This window comes from Enterobacter cloacae complex sp. 394I7, from assembly GCF_057320345.1.
On sequence record NZ_JBXWCR010000005.1, the window covers coordinates 106,381 to 125,951 of the forward strand.

19 protein-coding genes and 1 tRNA gene are annotated in these 19,571 nt (G+C 55.6%); 11 read left to right on the forward strand and 9 right to left on the reverse strand.

Annotation, left to right across the window (positions count from 1 at the left end; genetic code table 11):
- The first annotated feature begins 174 nt into the window (after positions 1–174).
- Positions 175–594 carry a GNAT family N-acetyltransferase gene (locus tag AC2FAP_RS17715; RefSeq protein WP_014168016.1) on the forward strand — a complete coding sequence of 140 codons (420 nt, stop codon included), beginning with the start codon at positions 175–177 and terminating at the stop codon, positions 592–594.
- On the opposite strand, the gene AC2FAP_RS17720 is transcribed toward AC2FAP_RS17715, so the two are convergent.
- Positions 591–1,238, reverse strand: a complete 648-nt coding sequence (locus tag AC2FAP_RS17720; protein ID WP_025206509.1) for a TetR/AcrR family transcriptional regulator — start codon at positions 1,236–1,238, stop codon at positions 591–593. The genes AC2FAP_RS17715 and AC2FAP_RS17720 overlap by 4 nt on opposite strands.
- Positions 1,239–1,316: 78 nt before the next feature.
- On the opposite strand from AC2FAP_RS17720, the gene AC2FAP_RS17725 reads away from it, so the two are divergent.
- Positions 1,317–2,834: an MDR family MFS transporter gene (locus AC2FAP_RS17725; protein ID WP_014168018.1), complete on the forward strand. Its 1,518-nt coding sequence runs from the start codon at positions 1,317–1,319 to the stop codon at positions 2,832–2,834.
- 108 nt (positions 2,835–2,942) lie between these two features.
- Positions 2,943–3,743: a lipoprotein NlpA gene (nlpA, locus tag AC2FAP_RS17730; RefSeq protein ID WP_020882712.1), complete on the forward strand. Its 801-nt coding sequence runs from the start codon at positions 2,943–2,945 to the stop codon at positions 3,741–3,743.
- 43 nt (positions 3,744–3,786) lie between these two features.
- Here the strand turns inward: nlpA and AC2FAP_RS17735 are convergent, their stop codons facing one another.
- On the reverse strand, positions 3,787–4,815 hold the full coding sequence (locus tag AC2FAP_RS17735) for an alpha/beta hydrolase (RefSeq protein WP_032679306.1): 1,029 nt from the start codon (positions 4,813–4,815) through the stop codon (positions 3,787–3,789).
- Positions 4,816–4,817: 2 nt separating this feature from the next.
- Positions 4,818–6,014, reverse strand: a complete 1,197-nt coding sequence (locus tag AC2FAP_RS17740; protein ID WP_032679307.1) for an MFS transporter — start codon at positions 6,012–6,014, stop codon at positions 4,818–4,820.
- Between the two features lie 198 nt (positions 6,015–6,212).
- Between AC2FAP_RS17740 and AC2FAP_RS17745 the strand changes: the two genes are divergently transcribed.
- The 3 genes from AC2FAP_RS17745 (at position 6,213) to AC2FAP_RS17755 (ending at position 8,954) form a co-directional block, all read left to right on the forward strand.
- Positions 6,213–7,100 carry a LysR family transcriptional regulator gene (locus AC2FAP_RS17745; RefSeq protein ID WP_485453000.1) on the forward strand — a complete coding sequence of 296 codons (888 nt, stop codon included), beginning with the start codon at positions 6,213–6,215 and terminating at the stop codon, positions 7,098–7,100.
- A gap of 94 nt (positions 7,101–7,194) precedes the next feature.
- On the forward strand, positions 7,195–7,974 hold the full coding sequence (locus AC2FAP_RS17750; RefSeq protein WP_032679308.1) for an MBL fold metallo-hydrolase: 780 nt from the start codon (positions 7,195–7,197) through the stop codon (positions 7,972–7,974).
- A gap of 26 nt (positions 7,975–8,000) precedes the next feature.
- The gene (locus AC2FAP_RS17755; RefSeq protein ID WP_047366254.1) at positions 8,001–8,954 is read left to right on the forward strand and encodes a GlxA family transcriptional regulator; all 954 of its coding nucleotides are present in this window, start codon (positions 8,001–8,003) and stop codon (positions 8,952–8,954) included.
- A gap of 106 nt (positions 8,955–9,060) precedes the next feature.
- Here AC2FAP_RS17755 and AC2FAP_RS17760 read toward each other — a convergent pair whose 3' ends face one another.
- The 4 genes from AC2FAP_RS17760 to AC2FAP_RS17775 form a co-directional block, all read right to left on the reverse strand.
- A complete protein-coding gene (locus AC2FAP_RS17760; protein WP_044867713.1) occupies positions 9,061–10,149 on the reverse strand; it encodes an AAA family ATPase in 1,089 nt (362 codons plus the stop codon).
- A gap of 148 nt (positions 10,150–10,297) precedes the next feature.
- On the reverse strand, positions 10,298–11,257 hold the full coding sequence (locus AC2FAP_RS17765; protein WP_047954867.1) for a YbgA family protein: 960 nt from the start codon (positions 11,255–11,257) through the stop codon (positions 10,298–10,300).
- Positions 11,258–11,359: 102 nt separating this feature from the next.
- Entirely contained in the window at positions 11,360–11,770 is a 411-nt protein-coding gene (gene uraH, locus AC2FAP_RS17770; protein ID WP_014168029.1) for a hydroxyisourate hydrolase, read from the reverse strand.
- A 99-nt stretch (positions 11,771–11,869) separates the two neighbouring features.
- Positions 11,870–12,595 carry a MerR family transcriptional regulator gene (locus tag AC2FAP_RS17775; RefSeq protein WP_014168030.1) on the reverse strand — a complete coding sequence of 242 codons (726 nt, stop codon included), beginning with the start codon at positions 12,593–12,595 and terminating at the stop codon, positions 11,870–11,872.
- A 117-nt stretch (positions 12,596–12,712) separates the two neighbouring features.
- On the opposite strand from AC2FAP_RS17775, the gene AC2FAP_RS17780 reads away from it, so the two are divergent.
- Positions 12,713–13,237: a lipocalin family protein gene (locus tag AC2FAP_RS17780; RefSeq protein WP_020882704.1), complete on the forward strand. Its 525-nt coding sequence runs from the start codon at positions 12,713–12,715 to the stop codon at positions 13,235–13,237.
- Between the two features lie 77 nt (positions 13,238–13,314).
- Complete coding sequence (locus AC2FAP_RS17785; RefSeq protein WP_040018368.1) at positions 13,315–14,361, forward strand: class I SAM-dependent methyltransferase; 1,047 nt, start codon at positions 13,315–13,317, stop codon at positions 14,359–14,361.
- Positions 14,362–14,436: 75 nt separating this feature from the next.
- On the opposite strand, the gene AC2FAP_RS17790 is transcribed toward AC2FAP_RS17785, so the two are convergent.
- On the reverse strand, positions 14,437–14,592 hold the full coding sequence (locus AC2FAP_RS17790) for a hypothetical protein (protein WP_154815906.1): 156 nt from the start codon (positions 14,590–14,592) through the stop codon (positions 14,437–14,439).
- Positions 14,593–14,654: 62 nt separating this feature from the next.
- Here AC2FAP_RS17790 and AC2FAP_RS17795 point away from each other — a divergent pair, with 62 nt between their 5' ends.
- Positions 14,655–15,092, forward strand: coding sequence for a GNAT family N-acetyltransferase (locus AC2FAP_RS17795; protein WP_449541930.1), 438 nt, complete (start codon positions 14,655–14,657; stop codon positions 15,090–15,092).
- 322 nt (positions 15,093–15,414) lie between these two features.
- Here AC2FAP_RS17795 and AC2FAP_RS17800 read toward each other — a convergent pair.
- Positions 15,415–15,509 (reverse strand) — tRNA-Sec (locus tag AC2FAP_RS17800).
- Between the two features lie 287 nt (positions 15,510–15,796).
- On the opposite strand from AC2FAP_RS17800, the gene AC2FAP_RS17805 reads away from it, so the two are divergent.
- Together AC2FAP_RS17805 and yicI are read left to right on the forward strand one after the other, a co-directional pair.
- Positions 15,797–17,188 (forward strand): glycoside-pentoside-hexuronide family transporter, encoded by a 1,392-nt coding sequence (locus AC2FAP_RS17805; RefSeq protein WP_449541929.1) that lies wholly within the window; start codon positions 15,797–15,799, stop codon positions 17,186–17,188.
- A gap of 12 nt (positions 17,189–17,200) precedes the next feature.
- Positions 17,201–19,519, forward strand: coding sequence for an alpha-xylosidase (gene yicI, locus AC2FAP_RS17810; RefSeq protein ID WP_449541928.1), 2,319 nt, complete (start codon positions 17,201–17,203; stop codon positions 19,517–19,519).
- The last annotated feature ends 52 nt before the right edge of the window (positions 19,520–19,571 follow it).

The following is a 19,571-nucleotide window of genomic DNA, read 5'->3' on the forward strand; positions in this document are numbered from 1 at the left end:
TATAAAAGTGAGAATGATCGTTCTCATTATACGTTTCAGGTGCGTATTGGAAAGACTTTTTTTAAGTACTTATTGAATGAATATTTCAATGTTTAAAGAATGGAGAAAAAAAGGAGTTTTGATGAAGGAAAGGCTGTGCAATATTAATATTGCACAGAAAATAAGGAGAAAAATATGCATCTGAGCACGACGGATAACGTCACACACGATGAAAAAGAAGAATTATTAACAGGACTTCGCGCCTACAACGGACAATTTTTAGATCTCTCAAACTTTAGCGGCGACATTGGCGTTTATGTGCGAGACGATAAGGGCGTGATGCTGGGTGGGTTAATTGGCGTGCGCAAAGGCGACTGGCTAAACATCGATTTTCTGTGGGTCAGCGACACCGTGCGGGGATCGGGCGTCGGCAGCCAGCTTATCAAAACGGCGGAAGACGAAGCCCGACGCAAAGGCTGCACCCATGCGCTGGTGGATACGGTCAGCTTCCAGGCACGTCCATTCTATGAAAAGCAGGGCTATCAGCTGCAGATGTCGTTGCCGGATTACCCGTACCCGGGTATGCAAAGGCATTATCTGACCAAATCCCTTTAACCGCCGATGCCGTTGCCCATCACGGCCAGCGCATGACGCACAATGATCTCTGGCGAGAGGGCGTGTAGCCTCTCGTCGTTGCGCATTCTTGAGAACGGCACCAGCACCAGGCTTAGCAGCGTGGTGAACAGCAGTTCTGGCGCGAGTGCCCGGTTCAGTTGCCCTTCCTGCTGCCAGCGTTTAAGGGTGGCGAGTGTTGCCTGGTATTTGTCGTCACCGAACCGCGCGTGCAGATGCGTGCGCAGTACAGGCATCTCCCCGATGACCTCCTGCATCCACAGCGGGGCAAACCAGCGGTGCTGCTCCGCCAGCTCGGCCAGTACCTTCACCATTTGCGTTAATGCGTTGACCGGCGAGTCGGGGTTTTCGGCGAAAATTGCGCCGATCCGGTTACGTAAGGGCAGGAAGCGCTCCTCAATCATCGCGTCGAGCAATTGTTCTCGTGAATTGAAGTAGTAATGCAGCATCGCTGGCGTTACGCCCGCTTCTTTGGCGATGGCGTTCAGCGAGGTTTGAGCGATTCCCTGGCGGGAAAAGAGGCTCAACGCAATATCCAGCAGCTGTTCGCGGCTGGCGGTTGCCCGCTTTCCGCCGCGTGGTCGACCGGGGCGGCGCGGTTCAGAATTGTCCTTATGTGCTGGCATAGTCGCAGGATCTCTTGATCTTATTCATCACTTACTTAAATATTAATTATCCAGTTAATTAATTTCAAGCGATCTCTTATGGAGTCCGACGTAATGACTCAACCTGCGCAAAACGCGCCGTCGATAAAGCTGCTGTTCAGCGCGCTGCTGCTGGTGATGCTGCTTTCGGCGCTGGACCAGACGATTGTTTCCACGGCGTTGCCCACCATCGTTGGGGAATTGGGTGGCCTGGATAAGCTCTCCTGGGTGGTGACGGCCTATATCCTCAGCTCGACCATTGTGGTACCGCTGTACGGAAAATTCGGCGATCTGTTTGGGCGTAAAATCGTCCTTCAAATCGCTATTGTGCTGTTTCTGGCGGGGTCGGTGCTCTGCGGTCTGGCGCAAAACATGACCCAACTGGTGCTGATGCGCGGCCTGCAGGGGCTGGGCGGCGGCGGTCTGATGGTCATCAGTATGGCCGCCGTGGCGGACGTTATTCCGCCTGCGGAGCGTGGCCGCTATCAGGGGCTGTTTGGCGGCGTGTTTGGTCTGGCGACGGTGATCGGGCCGCTTATCGGCGGGTTTATCGTGCAGCATGCCTCCTGGCGCTGGATTTTTTATATCAATCTGCCGCTCGGTCTCTTTGCCCTGCTGGTGATAGGCGCGGTGTTCCACGGCAGCGCACGGCGCAACAAGCACGAGATTGATTATCTGGGGGCGATTTACCTCAGCATGGCGCTGCTGTGTATCATCCTGTTTACCACTGAAGGCGGGACGATACGCCAGTGGAACGACCCGCAGCTGTGGTGCATTCTGGCCTTTGGCCTGACGGGTATCGCCGGGTTTATCTATGAGGAGCGTCTGGCCTGGGAGCCGATCATTCCGCTCTCGCTGTTCCGCGATCGCAGCTTTCTGCTCTGCAGCCTGATTGGCTTTATTATCGGGATGTCGCTCTTTGGCTCGGTCACCTTCCTGCCGCTCTATCTGCAGGTTGTGAAAGACGCCACGCCGACTCAGGCCGGTCTGCAGCTGATCCCGCTGATGGGCGGACTGCTGCTAACCTCGATCATCAGCGGGCGGATTATCAGCCGTACCGGAAAATACCGTCTGTTCCCGATCGCCGGTACGCTGCTTGGCGTGGTGGGCATGGTGCTGCTGACGCGTATCTCGATCCACTCGCCGACCTGGCAGCTGTACATTTTTACCGGCGTGCTGGGGATGGGTCTGGGGCTGGTCATGCAGGTACTGGTGCTGGCCGTGCAGAACAGCGTCTCTGCCGATCAATACGGGGTAGCGACTTCCGGGGTCACGCTGTTTCGTTCCATTGGCGGGGCCATCGGCGTCGCGCTGTTTGGCGCGGTCTTCACCCACGTTTTGCAATCGGGTCTGATGGACCGTTTACCGCAAGGGGCGGAGTTACCGCATGAGCTCAATCCAGCGGCCATTCACCGGCTGCCAGAGGCCCTGCGGCTCGATTACCTTGATGCGTTTGGCTCAGCCATTCACGCGGTGTTCCTGCTGGCGGCAAGCATTATGGTGCTGGCGTTTGTACTGTCGTGGTTTTTACGTGAAACGCCGTTACGCCGTGCGGGCATGCTCAGGTCGGATCAATAGCGCCCCCGCATATATAACTTATCCGTCTTATTGATGCTTTTTCGTTTTTTAGCCAGCCGTACCGTTGTCGATATAGTCACTGAAACGTTTATCAAAAGGATATGTCTCGTGAAACTTCGATTGGGTGCTCTGGTTCTCGCGGGCCTGCTGCTGGCAGGTTGCGATCAAGGCGGCAGCGATGCCAAACACATCAAAGTCGGCGTGATTAACGGCGCTGAGCAGGACGTGGCGGAAGTCGCTAAAAAAGTGGCGAAAGAGAAATACGGTCTGGATGTGGAACTGGTGGGGTTCAGCGGCTCGCTACTGCCCAATGATGCCACCAGTCAGGGCGATCTTGATGCCAATGTCTTCCAGCATCGCCCGTTCCTGGCAGAAGATAACAAGGCGCATCACTACAAGCTGGTTGCTGTAGCGAACACCTTTGTTTTCCCGATGGCCGGCTACTCCCGCAAGATAAAATCCGTGTCTGAGCTGAAGGACGGCGCGACCATCGCCATTCCAAACGATCCGACCAACCTTGGCCGCGCACTGCTGCTGTTGCAAAAAGAGAAGCTGATTACCCTTAAGCCGGACGTTGGCCTGCTGCCGACGGCGCTGGATATCACCGCCAATCCGAAGCATTTGAACATTATGGAGCTGGAAGGGGCGCAACTGCCGCGCGTGCTGGATGATCCGAAAGTGGATGTTGCCATTATCAGCACCACCTATCTCCAGCAAACCGGGCTGTCGCCGGTGCATGACAGCGTGTTTATTGAAGATAAAAACTCGCCGTATGTGAACATCGTGGTGACGCGGGAAGACAACAAAGACGCGGAAAACGTGAAGGAATTTATCCAGTCGTATCAGTCGCCGGAAGTGGCGAAGGCCGCAGAGACCCTCTTTAACGGTGGCGCGGTGCCGGGCTGGTAGTCAGGACAAAGGCGTATAACAGGGTGTTATACGCCTTACCGGGTTATTTCAGGTTGGCTTTAAAGAACGAGGCCAGTTTTGCAAACGGGATCAGATCCGTGCGGTCATACAGGTCAACGTGGCCTGCATTCGGCACGATATACAGCTCTTTCGGTTCACCGGCGCGTTTATAGGCGTCTTCGCTAAACTCTTTCGAATGCGCTTTATCACCCGTGATAAACAGCATCGGACGCGGTGAAATGGTTTCGATATCGTTGAACGGATAGAAGTTCATAAACTTACCGATGCTGCTCATCATCGGTTTCGTCGTCAGCGCCTCTTTCTCGCCCTGTGGCGTGTACCCGCCGCGTTCGGTGCGATAGAAATCGAAGAACTCACGCTGGATAGCCGGCGTAGAATCATCCAGCTTATTTACCGTCCCGGGAATGTAGGCTGTCTCTGCACCCTGATACTCTTTCAGACGCTGCTCAGCGGCAGAGGCAATCATCGCTTTACGCTGTTCAACCGTCACGGAATGGTTGAGACCGTTGCGGAAGGCGGAGCCCATGTCATACATGCTGACGGTGGCGATCGCTTTCATGCGCGGGTCAATTTTCGCCGCGCTAATAACGAAGCTGCCGCTGCCGCAAATGCCCAGTACCCCGATGCGCTGTGGATCGACAAAAGACTGAGTGCTCAGATAATCCACGGCCGCGCTGAAATCATCGGAATAGATTTCTGGTGAGATCAGATGCCCCGGTTTACCTTCGCTTTCCCCCCAGAATGAGAGATCAATCGCCAGGGTGACAAAGCCCTGTTCCGCGAGCTTTTGCGCATAGAGACTGGCGCTTTGCTCTTTCACCGCGCCCATCGGATGGCCGACCACGATCGCCGGCAGTCTGGCGTTTTTATCCGCCTCTTTTGGCCTATACAGATTGCCGACGACGTTCATCTGATACTGGTTTTTAAAGGTCACCTTCTGCTGCGTAACCTTATCGCTTTTGTAGAAATTATCTGCGCCCCGGGACATATCGGCAGCGCTGGCGGCGAAGGCGCTGACTAACAGCCCGAGCGCCATGGTGAATCTTCTCATGATTAACTCCTGTGAAGTGTGTCGTTGTGTGAGGTGTAAAACGTGAACATGGCAGCGGCGATAAGCAGTACGCCGCTGAGTGCAAAGGTGCTTTGCCAGCCGCTGTGGTCAAAGGCCAGGCCACCGAGCGTGGAGCCGAGCGCAATGGAGAGCTGCACCATTGCCACCATCAGTCCGCCACCCGCTTCGGCATTTTCAGGAAGCGTTCTGGCAACCCAGGTCCACCAGCCGACGGGGGCGGCCGTCGCGACCAGTCCCCAGAGGCCGAGCAGGGCGGTGACGGCGGCAAGGTGATGGCCGAAGGCCATCAGTGCCGCGGCAATCAGCGCCATCACCACGGGAATGGCGACCAGCGTGGTGTAAAATCCGCGGCGCAGAAACGTGCCGATCAGCAGGGTGCCGATAAAACCCGCCACGCCAATCACCAGCAGGATTAACGATAACTGCGTCGCGCTGGCGAAAGTCACGGTTTCCAGGAACGGACGCACGTAGGTAAACAGCGCGAACTGCCCCATGAAAAAGACGCCGCACGCGACCATTCCTTTTGCCACCAGAGGGTTTTTCAGCAGGCCGAAGGCGCTGGTGGACGACGCGGTGCGCTTTTCCACGGACATGGAAGGCAGGCTGAACCACTGCCAGATAAACGCGAGCAGGCTCACGGGCACCAGGCAGTAAAAGGCACCGCGCCAGCCGATTGTCGCCCCCAGCCAGCTGCCGAGCGGAGCCGCAACGACGGTCGCCAGTGCGTTGCCACCGTTAAAAATGGCGAGCGCACGTTGAACCTGATGCGGTGGCACAAGGCGAATTGCGGTCGCCGCGGAGAGCGACCAGAAGCCGCCAATGGCCACGCCAAGCAGTGCGCGTCCCAGCATATAAAGGGGATAGCTCTCAGCCACGGCGATAATCAGACCGGAGACGGCCATTAACGCCGTCAGGCCCAGCAGCAGCGATTTGCGGTTAATGCCTCCCGCAAGAGAAGAGAGAAACAGGCTGGTCAATACGGCCAGCGCGCCGGATATCGCGATCCCGAGGCCCGCCAGGCCTTCACTGACGGCGAGATCCCGCGAAACGGGCGTCAGCAGACTTACAGGCATAAATTCTGAGGCGACCAGCGTAAAAGCGCAGAGGGTCATTGCCAGCACGCCGCTCCAGCAGGCACGGGACTGGCGCGCTGATGTTTCGTTCACCATAGCGGACATCGTGTTTACCTTGTTATTCGTTCGGCCAGATTCGGACAAGCCGGGGCCGGGCGCTATTCACGGGAATAACGCATGCAGATGAAGGGTTGGAATGTGGTTGACGTCAGGTCACAGTGAAAATTTTACACGGCGGGTGTATTCTGACTAGCTAATCAATGCTTAATGAGCTTATAAGTATGGCTTATAAATGAGGGTGTGATGAAGCGTAACCTGAACGATCTTTTTGCTTTTGTCACCGTGGCGCGTGAGGGCAGTTTTACCCGTGCCGCGGCACAGTTGGGCGTGACCCAGCCCGCGTTAAGCCAGGCCATAACCGGGCTGGAGAACCGGATGCAGATCCGCCTGCTGACCCGCACCACCCGCAGCGTTTCCCCCACCGCAGCCGGTGAACGCTTGCTTAACGCGATTGGCAGCCGTTTCGATGAAATCGAAGCGGAGCTGGACATGTTGACGGAGCTTCGCGACAAGCCCGCCGGCACGGTGAGGATCACCTGTGGACCCGATGTGTTATCGCGTACTCTGTTACCTAAGTTGACGCCACTTTTGCGGAAATACCCCGACATTCACATCGAGTTCGACGCCAATCACGGTTTTCGCGATATCGTTGCCGACCGCTTCGATGCGGGCGTTCGTATGGGAGATACCATCGATAAAGACATGATTGCGTTGCCGATAGGCCCGCAGTTGCGTATGGCCGCGGTCGCCTCGCCGGACTACTTCGCCCGTCATCCTGTTCCGCAAACGCCGCATGAGCTGACGCAGCACCAGTGTATTAACCAGAGGATGATTAAATCCGGCGGGATTTACGTCTGGGATTTTGATCAGGACGGTGGCGATCTGAACGTGCGCGTGAATGGCCAGCTGACCTTTAATACTTCCTGGCATATTGTCGAAGCTGCCCTGGCGGGATTCGGGATTGCTTTCCTGCCCGAAGACGAGTTTGGCGATCATATTGCTGAAGGCCGGTTAATCCGCGTGCTGGAACCCTGGTGTCTGCCCTTCCCGGGGTATTATCTCTACTACCCGAGCCGAAAGCAGCCGTCGCCGGCCTTTTCGCTGGTGGTGGATGCGTTGCGGATGCGATAACGTTGACCCGATTTCATCGATCATCGCCCTGTGGCCCACATCGTTACGCGCGGCATCGGGCTATTCTCCTCTTCACACTATGAGGAGAATACCCATGAACATCACCCAGATTCGTAATGCCACTCAGCTGATTACCTACGCCGGGAAACGCTTTTTAATCGACCCAATGCTGGCCCCGAAGGGCGCTTATCCGGGCTTCCCCGGCACGGCGCACGCGGAGATCCGCAACCCGATGGTCGAGCTACCCGTTGACGTCAACACGCTGCTGGAGGCGGATGCCGTGATCGTCACCCATACCCATGACGATCACTGGGATCGCGCCGCAGTCGAACTGATCGGCAAAGATAAACCTGTCTTTGTGCAGAACGACAGCGACGCCGCGCTGCTACGCAGCCAGGGATTTACCCACCTGACGGTAATGACCGAGGAGACGGCGTTTGGCGATATCCGGATCGCGAAAACCCGCGGCGGCCAGCACGGTACCGATCGTGCTTACGCCGTGCCGGAGCTGGCGGAACGGCTGGGTGAAGCCTGTGGCGTGGTTTTACGTCATCCTGATGAGAAGACGCTCTACATTGTCGGGGATACCATCTGGCGTGATGAAGTGGCAGCCGATCTGCAAAAGCATCAGCCGGATGTGGTGGTGCTTAACGCGGGCTATGCGCACGTCATCGGGTTTGGGCCGATTATCATGGGCCAGGAAGATGTGCTCAACGTCCACTTCCTGCTGCCGCAGGCGAAAATTGTGGCGACCCATATGGAGGCCATCAACCACTGCCTGTTGACCCGCCATGCGCTGCGTGAGTACGTTGACGCGAACCTGATTGGAGATGCGGTGAGCATTCCCGAGGATGGTGAAACCGTTATATTCTGAGCATCACCAGGGGAAAGGAGAGATACATGGCGCTAATCAATGTCGCGATTGTTGCGGTAGACGGGTTCAGCCCGTTCCACTACTCCGTTCCCTGCATTTTGTTTGGTGATACGGTATCCGGCGAAAAGCGCTTTAGTGTGTTGATCTGCGCCGAAAAACCCGGATTACTGACATCCAAAGACGGGTTTGCGCTTAACGCGACTCACGATTTCTCCGCCATCGGCCAGGCAGATATCGTCGTGGTGCCTTACTGGCAGCATGTCCAGCAACGCCCGCCCCAGACGCTTCTCGACAGCCTGGTCCAGGCCAGAGACAACGGGGCGGAGATCGTCGGGCTTTGTCTGGGGTCGTTTGTGCTGGGTTATGCGGGCATTCTCGACGGTAAACGCGCGGCCACGCACTGGGAGTTTGAACATCAGTTTCAGACGCTTTTCCCGGATGTAAAGCTGGATATCAATGCGCTCTACGTCGATGACGGCAATATTATCACCTCTGCGGGTACTGCTGCCGCGCTTGACTGCTGCCTGTACATCATCCGCCAGCGCTTTGGCAGCGTGGTCGCTAACCAGATTGCCCGCCGTATGATCGTGCCGCCACACCGCGAGGGGGGGCAGGCACAGTTTATTGCCCAGCCGGTACCGAAAGATACCCGTGACGGACGAATCAACTCCCTGATTGACTATCTCCAGCAGCACATTGCCGAACCGCATAATCTGGACTCGCTGGCAGAGGTGGTATCGATGAGCCGCCGCACGCTTACCCGCCATTTTGTAAAAGCCACCGGGATGAGCGTGGCCGACTGGCTGACCACCGAGCGCCTGCGGCGCAGCCAGATATTGTTAGAAGCCGGGAATATGCCCATTGAAAGCGTGGCAGAGCTGGTAGGGTTTAACTCTGCGGTGACCTGGCGCCAGCAATTTAAGGCGCGTTTTGGCGTGAGTCCGGCTGAGTGGCGTAAGACTTTTCGGCTTCGTCATTAATTTATTACGGCTAACTCAAGAGTTAAGAGGCAAATAAAGGCCTTTATATTTTATCTTAACGGAAGGTATCACGCAGGCGGTGGCAGCGCATGCTTTCGCACCGGGCTTACCCCAGCCTCTCCACCCTCGTCTCTCCCTCCGCCATCGACAGCTCATACAATGAAAACGACCGCTGCTTCTCAATCAACTTCGCCAGCTCCGGCGAGTGGCTGGTGAGCCAGATCTGGGAGTAGCGGCTGGCCTCGGCGATTAAGCTCGCCAGCGCGGGCAGCATCTGCGGGTGCAGGCTGTTTTCCGGTTCGTTCAACGCGATAAAGGCCGGTGGGCGCGGGCTTAACAGCGCTACCGCCAGGCACAGGAAGCGCAGGGTGCCGTCGGAAAACTCCGCCGGTTCTAGCGGCCTGCTCAGCCCCTCGCGCTGCATCATCATGCGAAAGCGGCCGCCGGTGTTGTCGCTGTAAAACTCGCAGCCGGGGAAGGCCTGGTCGAGAATGCGCATCAGCAACATTTCATCGCCAATCTCGACAATGGTCTGAAATGCGGCCGCCAGGTTGGCGCCGTCGCTGGCCAGTACCGGGGAGCGGAAACCGACCTGCGGGGCACGCATCGCCGAGCCGGACGAGACGGAAAATTCATGATAAAAGCGCCAGTTACGCAGGGACTCGCGCATTTGCGACACTTCCGGGTAGAGATGCGGTTCACCGAGCTGCCCGAACACCGATTCGTTTTCATACAGCGTGCCGCTGTGAGTCACTTTTTCGTGGTGCACGTTGTTGAGAAATACCGCCTGATTCCTGCGCTTCATCAGCTGTGATGAAGGGCGACGGCGCTGACCGGTAAGCCAGATGGACTCTTCTTTAATGACCGGATCGAGCTGAAACTGGGAGGGATAGGGCAGTTGCTCGACAAAGCCCACCTGCAGCTCGTACTCGTAAGTGTCCGTTTCCACCGCGAGGTTCATCCGCCGGAGCTGGTCGCTACGGGTCTTACCTGCCCAGAACACCTTCAGAATACCGCCTTCATTTGCCAGCGCCTGGGAGAACTGCCCCTGCGCCGCGCTGTGCATCAGGTGTATCGCCTTGTAGATATTCGATTTCCCGGTACCGTTCGGGCCGAAGACGATATTGAGCGCTTCCAGCTCCAGCGACATGTCGCGAATTGAGCGGTAGTTTTGGATATGCAGGCTTTTGATCACAGGCAGGCTCCTTTTTTGCACTGTAGGCCTGTATATAATTACAGTCTTTAAGGTTAAATGCAAAAAAAGAGACGACAGTGAGGGTGTCGTCTAAACGGGGTACTGCTTTGGGCCTCTGAGGGTCAATGGGGCCTTCGCATTTTTATGATCACTTGACTGCCAGACGCAGACCCAAATCATCAGGATAGGGATCAAAGTAGTTTTGCGTCATCAGATACCGGTCAGGGTATTCGGCCAGGTAGTGCTTCAGCAGCGTGATCGGCGCGAGGATGGGCAACTGCCCGTTACGGTAGTGCAGGATCACGTCGCGAAGTTCGCCGCGCTGGCGGCTGTTTAGCTGGTTACGGAAATACCCCTGAATATGCATCAACACGTTGGTGTGATTTTTCCGCGAGGCAGGTTTCTTCAGGATGGTCATCAGCTTTTCGCGGTACGCCACAAAGAAGGCGTCCAAATCTTCCCACTCGTGCAGCGTGGCAACGAACGGGCCGATTTCACGATAACCCGCCTGATGGTGCGCCAGCAGCTGAAGTTTGTAGCGGCTGTGGAAATCTAATAGCGCACGGCGCGTCAGACCCTGGGCGCGCAGTGTGTTCAGTTCATGAAGCGCGAAAACACGCTCAACAAAGTTTTCCCGCAACACCGGATCGTGCAGGCGGCCATCTTCTTCCACGGGTAACCATGGCAGGGTTTCAAGGAGGGTGGCAGTGAACAGCCCGACACCCTCCTTGCGGCCCCGGTTGCCGTTTTCATCATACAGCCGCACGCGTTCCATGCCGCAGCTGGGGGATTTTGCACAGACGATAAAACCTGCCAGATCGCCGATTTTAGGCAGATAATTTGCCGTAAAGTCAGCCATCTTTTGCGTAACGTCTTCGTGCGGGGCGTGGCTAAAACGCATCTGGGTTTCACCGCTGTCCGTCACGATAAGACGCAGTGCAGGGCGTGGCGTTGGCAAGCCGATGGCCATCTCAGGACAGACGGGCCTGAAATTCACCCACTGGGCCAGTTCGTCCATGACAAAGCCCATACGCTTATGTCCGCCGTCGAAGCGAACGGCGGAACCGGTCAAACATCCGCTAATACCGATTACAGGTTTCATTGTCATGGTGTGTGTCTCCAGTTCGTATATCTAAAACTTACACAACATGAGTAATTTGTCCAAGTATTGGCGGAGTTATTTTTTATTATCCTTTAAAATCAATGCGGCTTAACTGCCCTTGTAGGTCGAGTAGCCGTACTGGCTCAGCAGAAGCGGGATGTGAAGTTTCTCGTTGGTTCGGGTCACGGTAAATAGCACTGGGATCTCCGGGAAGAAGGTGTCCAGCTTTTTGCCGTGGAAGTAATCAGCGGTTTTAAAGGTCACTTTATACACGCCTGGCTGCATGTCCTGATCCTGCGGATAAAGTGATTTGATACGTCCGTCGTGGTCGGTTTTGCCGCTGGCAATCTGGGTCCATGTGTTCTGCTGCTGCTTCTCCAGCGTGACGGTAACGTCAGATGGCGGCATCCCGGTTTGCTGGTCGAGAATATGTACGCTCAGGGTGCCGGCAGGGGCGCTAAACGCGGCAGGGGTAAAGGCCATGGCGGCCAGCATCAGCAGAGGGGTTGTTTTTTTCATTGTGTTTTCCTGTGGGGTTGTCAGTCACAGGAAAACGTTAGCATTTGCGGGACGGAAAAATATTCAACTTTTCGTGAAGTTTACCGCAGGAGAAAATAATCAGAGGATAATCACTTCAAGGGATACCTGCTGCTGCCACTGTGCCACCTGCTTTTTCCGTGCGGCGGTCAGTTTACCGCTGGTCACCAGAAGCCATTTGCGCTCGGGGAAAATTTCAGGCGCCAGTGACGTGGAGGGGGTAGGCAAAATATCGATACGGTGTCCTTGTCCGGTACGCGTCAGGGCCTCGAGCCAGATTTCACATGGGTCATTCAGGTACCAGCCACTAAGCAGGATGTTATCACCCGGCGCTTTTTTGTCGCCTTCAAGGCAGAACGAGGCGTAGGCGATGATAATACCGTCGAGGATCTCGCGCAGGGTCATGGCGGCAGGGATGTTGGCTGACATCTGGCTGCGCAACGGACGCAGCACATTTGCAACCAGCTCTGGCCTGGGGTATTCGCGGCCAGCGTCGTAAATCATCTGGCGCAGGGACTCAATTTTCCCGTCCTGCAGGCGTTGCAGCATGGTCTCAAGCAACGTTTGCCAGTTGTTGGTCCGGCGCGGGACGGGGCGTTCCAGTAGCGGTTTGACCTGGCCGATGGGCACGCCTTTTTTCACCCAGTCGAGGATTTTAAGTGCCTGCTGGACGTCCTCATCACTGTACTGGCGATGGCCGCCCTCCGTGCGCTGTGGCTTGAGTAAACCATAGCGACGCTGCCATGCCCGCAGCGTCGTGGCGGTGATCCCGCTGAGTCTGGCGAATTCGCCGATGGAGTAAGCCATGTCCGTGTCCAGAGTGGAGGAATACTCTCAATATACTACGAATTTTCCCTCACGGGATGAAGCGCCGTAACGGTGCACTACACTTTACTTCCAACCGTGCAAATGAAAGGAATTCTCATGAAACTATGGCCTGTTGTGACGGGTGTCGCCATTGCCCTGACTCTGGTGGCCTGCAAATCCCCTACGCCACCGAAAGGCGTAAAGCCCATTTCAAATTTTGAAGCCAGCCGCTATCTCGGCAAGTGGTATGAAGTTGCCCGCCTGGAAAACCGCTTTGAACGCGGGCTGGAGCAGGTGACCGCCACCTACGGCGAGCGCAGCGACGGTGGCATCAGCGTGCTTAACCGGGGTTTCGACCCGGTCAAAAACAAGTGGAATGAGAGTGAAGGCAAAGCGTACTTTACCGGCGAACCGACGACGGCAGCGCTGAAGGTGTCGTTCTTCGGCCCCTTCTACGGCGGCTATAACGTGATCAAGCTGGACGATAAGTACCAGTATGCGCTGGTGAGCGGCCCGAACCGGGATTATCTGTGGATTTTGTCACGCACACCGACCATCCCAGATGCGGTGAAGCAGGATTACCTGAACACCGCGCGCAGTCTGGGCTTCAAGGTTGATCAGCTGGTGTGGGTTAAGCAGTAAAGATCGTGCTTTCTTCGTAGGGTTTTACTGGCTCGCCTGGATAGACTTCCGTTAAAAGCTCAACGGGAGACGACGACATGAACTGGCAGCCTTTTCGCGGCGACGCACCGGAAAATATGACCATTTTCAGTGCGTCATTTCCGGATATTAGCGACCAGTGGCCGATGAAGGACGACACTGCCCGTGAGATCAATTCGATTAACCGGGCGCTGAAAGCCGACCCGGCGCTTCGTCCTCCGCTGATTGAATACGAAGAGGGGGGACAGGCCGTGCTTGTCCCACAGAACCGTTATTCCGGGCAAGCCTACCGCAATCGTCCGGCGCTCACCGCGTGGCGTACCCGGCTGGTTCCCTCTGCGCTGGCGCTTTTTGTGGTGCAAAACCCGCTGGAGGAGCGCCTACCAGACGGAACCCGAATGGACAGCGACAGCCGCCAGTGGTTTATCCATGCGAACGATGCCATTGGTGTGCGCTCCCGTGCAAAAGTACTGGCTGCGATGGTGGATAAATACATCCGCAACGGGAACGATAACAATTGGGTGAGCCTGGCGAGCGGTGCTGCAATCCCCGTGCTGGAGGCGCTGCGCGAGGCGAAGCTCGACGGCCAGCAGGTGTATCTGACGCTGGTGGATAAAGACCCTGTGGCGCTCAGTTGGGCCGAAACCATGGCGGCGCAGGAAGGCATTATCGTGGGTGAACAGCTGACCCTGCTCAGGCGCAACTTGCTCCATACGCTGGTGCGTAACGAAGATTTATTGCATGAGCTGGGCGAGCATCAGGCCGAACTGGTGGATGCGCTGGGGATTTTCGACTATTTCAACGATGCCGATGCGGTGATTTTTCTCCAGCGTGCGCTGCGGCTGATAAAGCCCGGCGGGGCGGTGATTGTCTCGAATATGCTGGCCAGCAGCCCACAAATCGATTTTATTTTGCGCTGTATCGGCTGGGAGGATATTTACCCGCGGACGCTCCGGCAGCTGCAGGATATTCATATCGCGGCAGGCGTGCCGGTGGAAAATGTCACCGTGGTGGTCCCGAAAGACGGGGTATATGCGGTGATGGAGATTAAGGTGGGGGATGACAAACCGCACGGTCAGTTCCCCCTCCCTGAAGGAGAGGGCTAGGTGAGGGGGGACAGGGCGCTAGAATATTTACCGTTCCTCAGTTGTTCGGTTTACCCGAACAACTACCATGAAGGATTAGCTGGTTTCTTTATTCTCAATGTCTGTTGGGGATTCTTGCTTTTCATGCTCTATCTGCTGACCAGTCTCCTGCACCAACTTCCGGGCCATTTCCTTGATACGCTCTCGACTTTCACAGTTTCGAGAGTTTATTACTTCATTTAAGGTCTTCATTTTATTGCCTCTATGCTTCTGGATACTTGATTTAATCGCTGCGCTCTATAATGATCCCCCTCATGAAAATCGAAACCGCACACCCCTCACACTTCGAACGCCTCGTCACAGTCTGGGAGTCTTCCGTTCGTGCCACCCACCACTTTTTGCAGGAAAGTGATATTGCGGCGCTGCGCCCGTTATTGCTCAACGCGTATCTGCCCAATCTCAAGGTTATGATTGCCCGCGATGAAGCGGGTGTTATTCATGGCTTTTTAGGCGTCGATGAAAACCGCATTGAAATGCTGTTTGTGGATGATGCGAGCCGGGGAAAAGGCGTAGGGAAATTGCTGCTGAACTATGCCATTACGCATTTTGGTGCGAATGAAGTGGATGTAAACGAGCAAAACCCGCAGGGCGTTGCGTTTTATCAGCATATGGGGTTTGTGCAGGTGGGGCGCTCAGAACGGGACGGACAAGGGAATGCGTTTCCGTTGTTGCATATGCGGTTGGGTGAGTGAATGCTAACTTAACGCAGATATCCTACTCGTTAGATATGAAATGAAACGCGTTTTGCCGTTCAGGAATTATACCTTACGATTAAAGTTTGGCTATTATGATATCCGTAATATAACCGAACAAATCAATATCAACGTAATTAATTAGTTAAAACACATGGGTAAAGTTTAATGCCTGAATATTTGTGGGTGAGAAAACTAAAAAGGATGACTTAAGAATTACTGAAAAGCAGAAGAGTCACATAAAAAATTTTAGTGAATAGATTTGATTATTATTTGGGTTTAATGGTGGAACAAATATGAGAATAATCTCTTCAAAGAATTTTGGCGGAAGATCACAGGAGTCGAACCTGCCCGGGAACGCTGGCGTCCCCAACTGGATTTGAAGTCCAGCCACCTCACCGGAGATGACGATCTTCCGCGCCTGCATTGCTACATGGAGGCGGGGCGCATTATAGCTACTTTCAGGCATTTACCACATACCCCGGCACACTTTTTTCACCTCTCTTTTGACCTTAACACCCCTGTTTCAGTTAATTCCTAAGAAAATCCTCAGGTTAGCATTTCGTGCTCGTCAATATTTACCGCGATCACAAAAAACAAGAAACGTAACCAGCTAACCAGAAAACGCAATACCCGCTCCTGAAACAATGGTTTAAAAATCTGTAACCGGTCTCAGCGCCCCCTACAGCGTGAAGGATAAAAAAATGAGCGACGTATTGTCAGTAAAAGAGAAGATTGGCTACGGTATGGGTGACGCCGCCAGCCACATCATCTTCGATAACGTTATGTTGTACATGATGTTTTTCTATACCGATATCTTCGGTATTCCTGCCGGGTTTGTCGGCACGATGTTCCTGCTGGCACGTGCGCTGGATGCGATTTCGGACCCGTGCATGGGCCTGATCGCTGACCGTACCCGCAGCCGCTGGGGTAAATTCCGGCCGTGGATATTGTTCGGTGCTATCCCGTTCGGCATTGTCTGCGTGCTGGCCTACACCACGCCGGACCTCAGCCTCAACGGCAAAATGATCTATGCCGTCATTACCTACACGCTGCTGACGCTGCTCTATACCGTGGTTAACATCCCTTATTGCGCGCTGGGCGGTGTGATCACCAACGACCCGACGCAGCGTATCTCCCTGCAGTCCTGGCGCTTTGTGCTGGCGACCGCGGGCGGCATGCTCTCGACGGTACTGATGATGCCGCTGGTTAACCTGATTGGTGGCGATGACAAAGCGTTCGGTTTCCAGGGCGGGATCGCCGTGCTGTCGGTGGTCGCGTTCCTGATGCTGGCGTTCTGCTTCTTCACCACCAAAGAGCGCATCCAGGTGCCGCCCAGCACCACTTCCATGCGCGAAGACCTGCGAGATATCTGGCACAACGACCAGTGGCGTATTGTTGGTGTGCTGACCATTCTTAATATCCTCGCCGTCTGCGTGCGTGGCGGCGCGATGATGTACTACTGCACCTGGATCATGGGCTCGCCGGAAATCTTTGTCGCGTTCCTCACCACCTACTGTGTCGGCAACCTGATTGGCTCTGCGCTGGCGAAACCGCTCACCGACTGGAAATGCAAGGTCAGCATCTTCTGGTGGACCAACGCCGCCCTGGCGGTGGTCAGCGTGGCGATGTTCTTCGTTCCCATGCATGCCACGGTGGTGATGTTCACCTTCATCTTTGTGATTGGGGTGCTGCATCAGCTGGTGACGCCGATCCAGTGGGTCATGATGTCCGATACCGTCGACTACGGCGAATGGACCAACGGCAAACGTCTTACCGGCATCAGCTTCGCGGGCACGCTGTTTGTGCTGAAACTTGGCCTGGCGCTGGGCGGGGCAATGATCGGCTGGATGCTGGCAGGGGGGGGTTATGACGCCGCAGCTAAAACCCAGAACAGCGCGACCATCAGCATCATTATCGGCCTGTTCACCCTGGCCCCGGCGGTCTGCTACGTGCTGAGCGCCATCATCGCCAAACGCTACTACACCCTGAAAACGCCTTTCCTGACAAAAATCATGAGCGAACTGGCACACGGCGCGCGCCGCAATCAGCAGGAGTTTGACAACCTGCCGGTGAGTAAAGAATTACAGAACTAAGAGGACGAGAGTATGAAAATCAGTGATGGAAACTGGCTCATTCAACCGGGTCTGAACGTGACGTATCCGGTACAGGTGTTCGACGTGGAGCAGCAGGGCAATGACCTGGTGGTGTACGTGGCACCGCGTGATGTACGAGAACGTACCTGGCAGCTTGATACCCTGATGTTCACCGTCCGTCTTTTCTCCCCGCAGGAAGGGATTGTCGGCGTGCGTATCGAGCACTTCCAGGGCGCGCTGAACAACGGTCCGCACTATCCTCTGAATGTCATCAAAGAGATGAACGTTGAGATTGAAAACAATGCCGAATTTGCTGAGCTGAAAAGCGGTCACCTCAGCGTGCGCGTCACCAAAGGCGAGTGCTGGGCGCTGGATTTTCTGCGCAACGGACAGCGTATTACCGGCAGTCAGCTGAAAAACAACGGTTACGTGCAGGATACCCGTACCGATCGTCATTATGTTTTTGAGCGTCTGGATCTGGGCGTAGGTGAAACGGTCTACGGCCTCGGCGAGCGCTTTACCGCGCTGGTGCGTAACGGCCAGACGGTCGAGACCTGGAACCGCGACGGCGGCACCAGTACCGAGCAGTCATACAAAAATATCCCGTTCTATCTGACCAACCGCGGCTACGGGGTACTGGTGAACCATCCGGAAAACGTGTCGTTTGAAATTGGCTCCGAGAAGGTCTCCAAAGTGCAGTTCAGCGTGGAAGGTGAATATCTCGAGTACTTTGTGATAGACGGCCCGACGCCAAAAGAGGTCCTGAACCGTTATACGCGCTTCACCGGGCGTCCGGCACTGCCCCCGGCGTGGTCCTTCGGCCTGTGGCTCACCACTTCGTTTACCACTAACTACGATGAAGCCACGGTGAACAGCTTTATCGACGGCATGGCCGAGCGCGATCTGCCGCTGCATGTATTCCACTTCGACTGCTTCTGGATGAAGGCCTTCCAGTGGTGTGATTTTGAGTGGGACCCGGTGACCTTCCCGGATCCGGAGGGGATGATCCGCCGCCTGAAGGAGAAAGGGCTGAAGGTTTGCGTGTGGATTAACCCGTACATCGGCCAGAAGTCGCCGGTATTTCGCGAACTGAAAGAGAAGGGCTACCTGCTCAAGCGCCCGGACGGTTCCCTGTGGCAGTGGGACAAATGGCAGCCCGGCCTGGCGATTTATGACTTCACTAACCCGGACGCGTGCCGGTGGTATGCCGACAAGCTGAAGGGCCTGGTGGATATTGGCGTCGACTGCTTTAAGACCGACTTTGGCGAGCGTATCCCGACGGACGTCCAGTGGTTTGACGGTTCCGATCCGCAGAAGATGCACAACCACTACGCATACCTATATAACGAACTGGTGTGGAACGTACTGAAAGAAACGGTGGGCGCGGATGAGGCGGTGCTGTTTGCCCGCTCGGCGTCGGTAGGTGCACAACAGTTCCCGGTGCACTGGGGTGGCGACTGTTACGCCAACTACGAATCGATGGCGGAAAGCCTGCGCGGCGGGCTGTCGATTGGTCTGTCCGGCTTTGGCTTCTGGAGCCATGACATCGGTGGATTTGAGAACACCGCGCCGGCACACGTCTACAAACGCTGGTGCGCGTTTGGGCTGTTATCCAGCCACAGCCGCCTGCATGGCAGCAAATCTTACCGCGTACCGTGGGCATACGATGATGAGTCCTGTGATGTGGTGCGTCACTTCACTCAGCTGAAATGTCAGATGATGCCGTATCTCTATCGCCAGGCTGCCCTGGCTCGCGAGTATGGCACACCGATGCTGCGGGCGATGATGCTGGAGTTCCCGGACGATCCGGCATGCGATTACCTCGACCGTCAGTACATGCTGGGGGAGTCGGTGATGGTAGCCCCGGTGTTTTCTGAGGCCGGTGACGTGCAGTTTTACCTGCCGGAAGGGCGCTGGACCCATCTCTGGCATAACGATGAAATCGAGGGCAGTCGCTGGCATAAACAGCAGCATGATTTCCGTAGCCTGCCGGTCTATGTGCGCGATAACACCCTGCTGGCGTTGGGCAACAATCAACAGAAACCGGACTACGCCTGGAACGAGGGGACAGCTTTCCAGCTGTTTAACCTGGGCGATGGCGCGATGGCGGTGAGCGAAGTGCCTGCGGCGGACGGTTCTGTGGCATTTACGCTGAAAGCCACCCGCAGTGGCGACACCGTGACCATTACCGGCACAGGTGACGCGCGAAACTGGTCGGTCTGCTTGCGCAACGTGCGGAAACTGAGTGGCGTAAAAGGCGGCTCAGAGGCCGGGAGTGAGTGGGGCGTGGTGGTGAAAGCGGAGGGTAATGAGGTGGTGGTACACCTTTAATTTTCCTCACCCTAACCCTCTCCCCAACGGGGGGAGGGAAGGGTTTGCTTCT

Bases quoted from the DNA above. Each gene is read 5' to 3' on its own strand.
- AC2FAP_RS17725 (WP_014168018.1), top strand. From the start codon at position 1,317: ATGGAGTCCGACGTAATGACTCAACCTGCGCAAAACGCGCCGTCGATA.
- AC2FAP_RS17720 (WP_025206509.1), bottom strand. From the start codon at position 1,238: ATGCCAGCACATAAGGACAATTCTGAACCGCGCCGCCCCGGTCGACCA.
- yicI (WP_449541928.1), top strand. From the start codon at position 17,201: ATGAAAATCAGTGATGGAAACTGGCTCATTCAACCGGGTCTGAACGTG.
- AC2FAP_RS17755 (WP_047366254.1), top strand. From the start codon at position 8,001: ATGGCGCTAATCAATGTCGCGATTGTTGCGGTAGACGGGTTCAGCCCG.
- AC2FAP_RS17765 (WP_047954867.1), bottom strand. From the start codon at position 11,257: ATGACAATGAAACCTGTAATCGGTATTAGCGGATGTTTGACCGGTTCC.
- AC2FAP_RS17790 (WP_154815906.1), bottom strand. From the start codon at position 14,592: ATGAAGACCTTAAATGAAGTAATAAACTCTCGAAACTGTGAAAGTCGA.
- AC2FAP_RS17805 (WP_449541929.1), top strand. From the start codon at position 15,797: ATGAGCGACGTATTGTCAGTAAAAGAGAAGATTGGCTACGGTATGGGT.
- AC2FAP_RS17735 (WP_032679306.1), bottom strand. From the start codon at position 4,815: ATGAGAAGATTCACCATGGCGCTCGGGCTGTTAGTCAGCGCCTTCGCC.
- AC2FAP_RS17715 (WP_014168016.1), top strand. From the start codon at position 175: ATGCATCTGAGCACGACGGATAACGTCACACACGATGAAAAAGAAGAA.
- AC2FAP_RS17785 (WP_040018368.1), top strand. From the start codon at position 13,315: ATGAACTGGCAGCCTTTTCGCGGCGACGCACCGGAAAATATGACCATT.
- AC2FAP_RS17795 (WP_449541930.1), top strand. From the start codon at position 14,655: ATGAAAATCGAAACCGCACACCCCTCACACTTCGAACGCCTCGTCACA.
- AC2FAP_RS17750 (WP_032679308.1), top strand. From the start codon at position 7,195: ATGAACATCACCCAGATTCGTAATGCCACTCAGCTGATTACCTACGCC.
- AC2FAP_RS17775 (WP_014168030.1), bottom strand. From the start codon at position 12,595: ATGGCTTACTCCATCGGCGAATTCGCCAGACTCAGCGGGATCACCGCC.
- AC2FAP_RS17780 (WP_020882704.1), top strand. From the start codon at position 12,713: ATGAAACTATGGCCTGTTGTGACGGGTGTCGCCATTGCCCTGACTCTG.
- uraH (WP_014168029.1), bottom strand. From the start codon at position 11,770: ATGAAAAAAACAACCCCTCTGCTGATGCTGGCCGCCATGGCCTTTACC.
- AC2FAP_RS17745 (WP_485453000.1), top strand. From the start codon at position 6,213: ATGAAGCGTAACCTGAACGATCTTTTTGCTTTTGTCACCGTGGCGCGT.
- AC2FAP_RS17740 (WP_032679307.1), bottom strand. From the start codon at position 6,014: ATGTCCGCTATGGTGAACGAAACATCAGCGCGCCAGTCCCGTGCCTGC.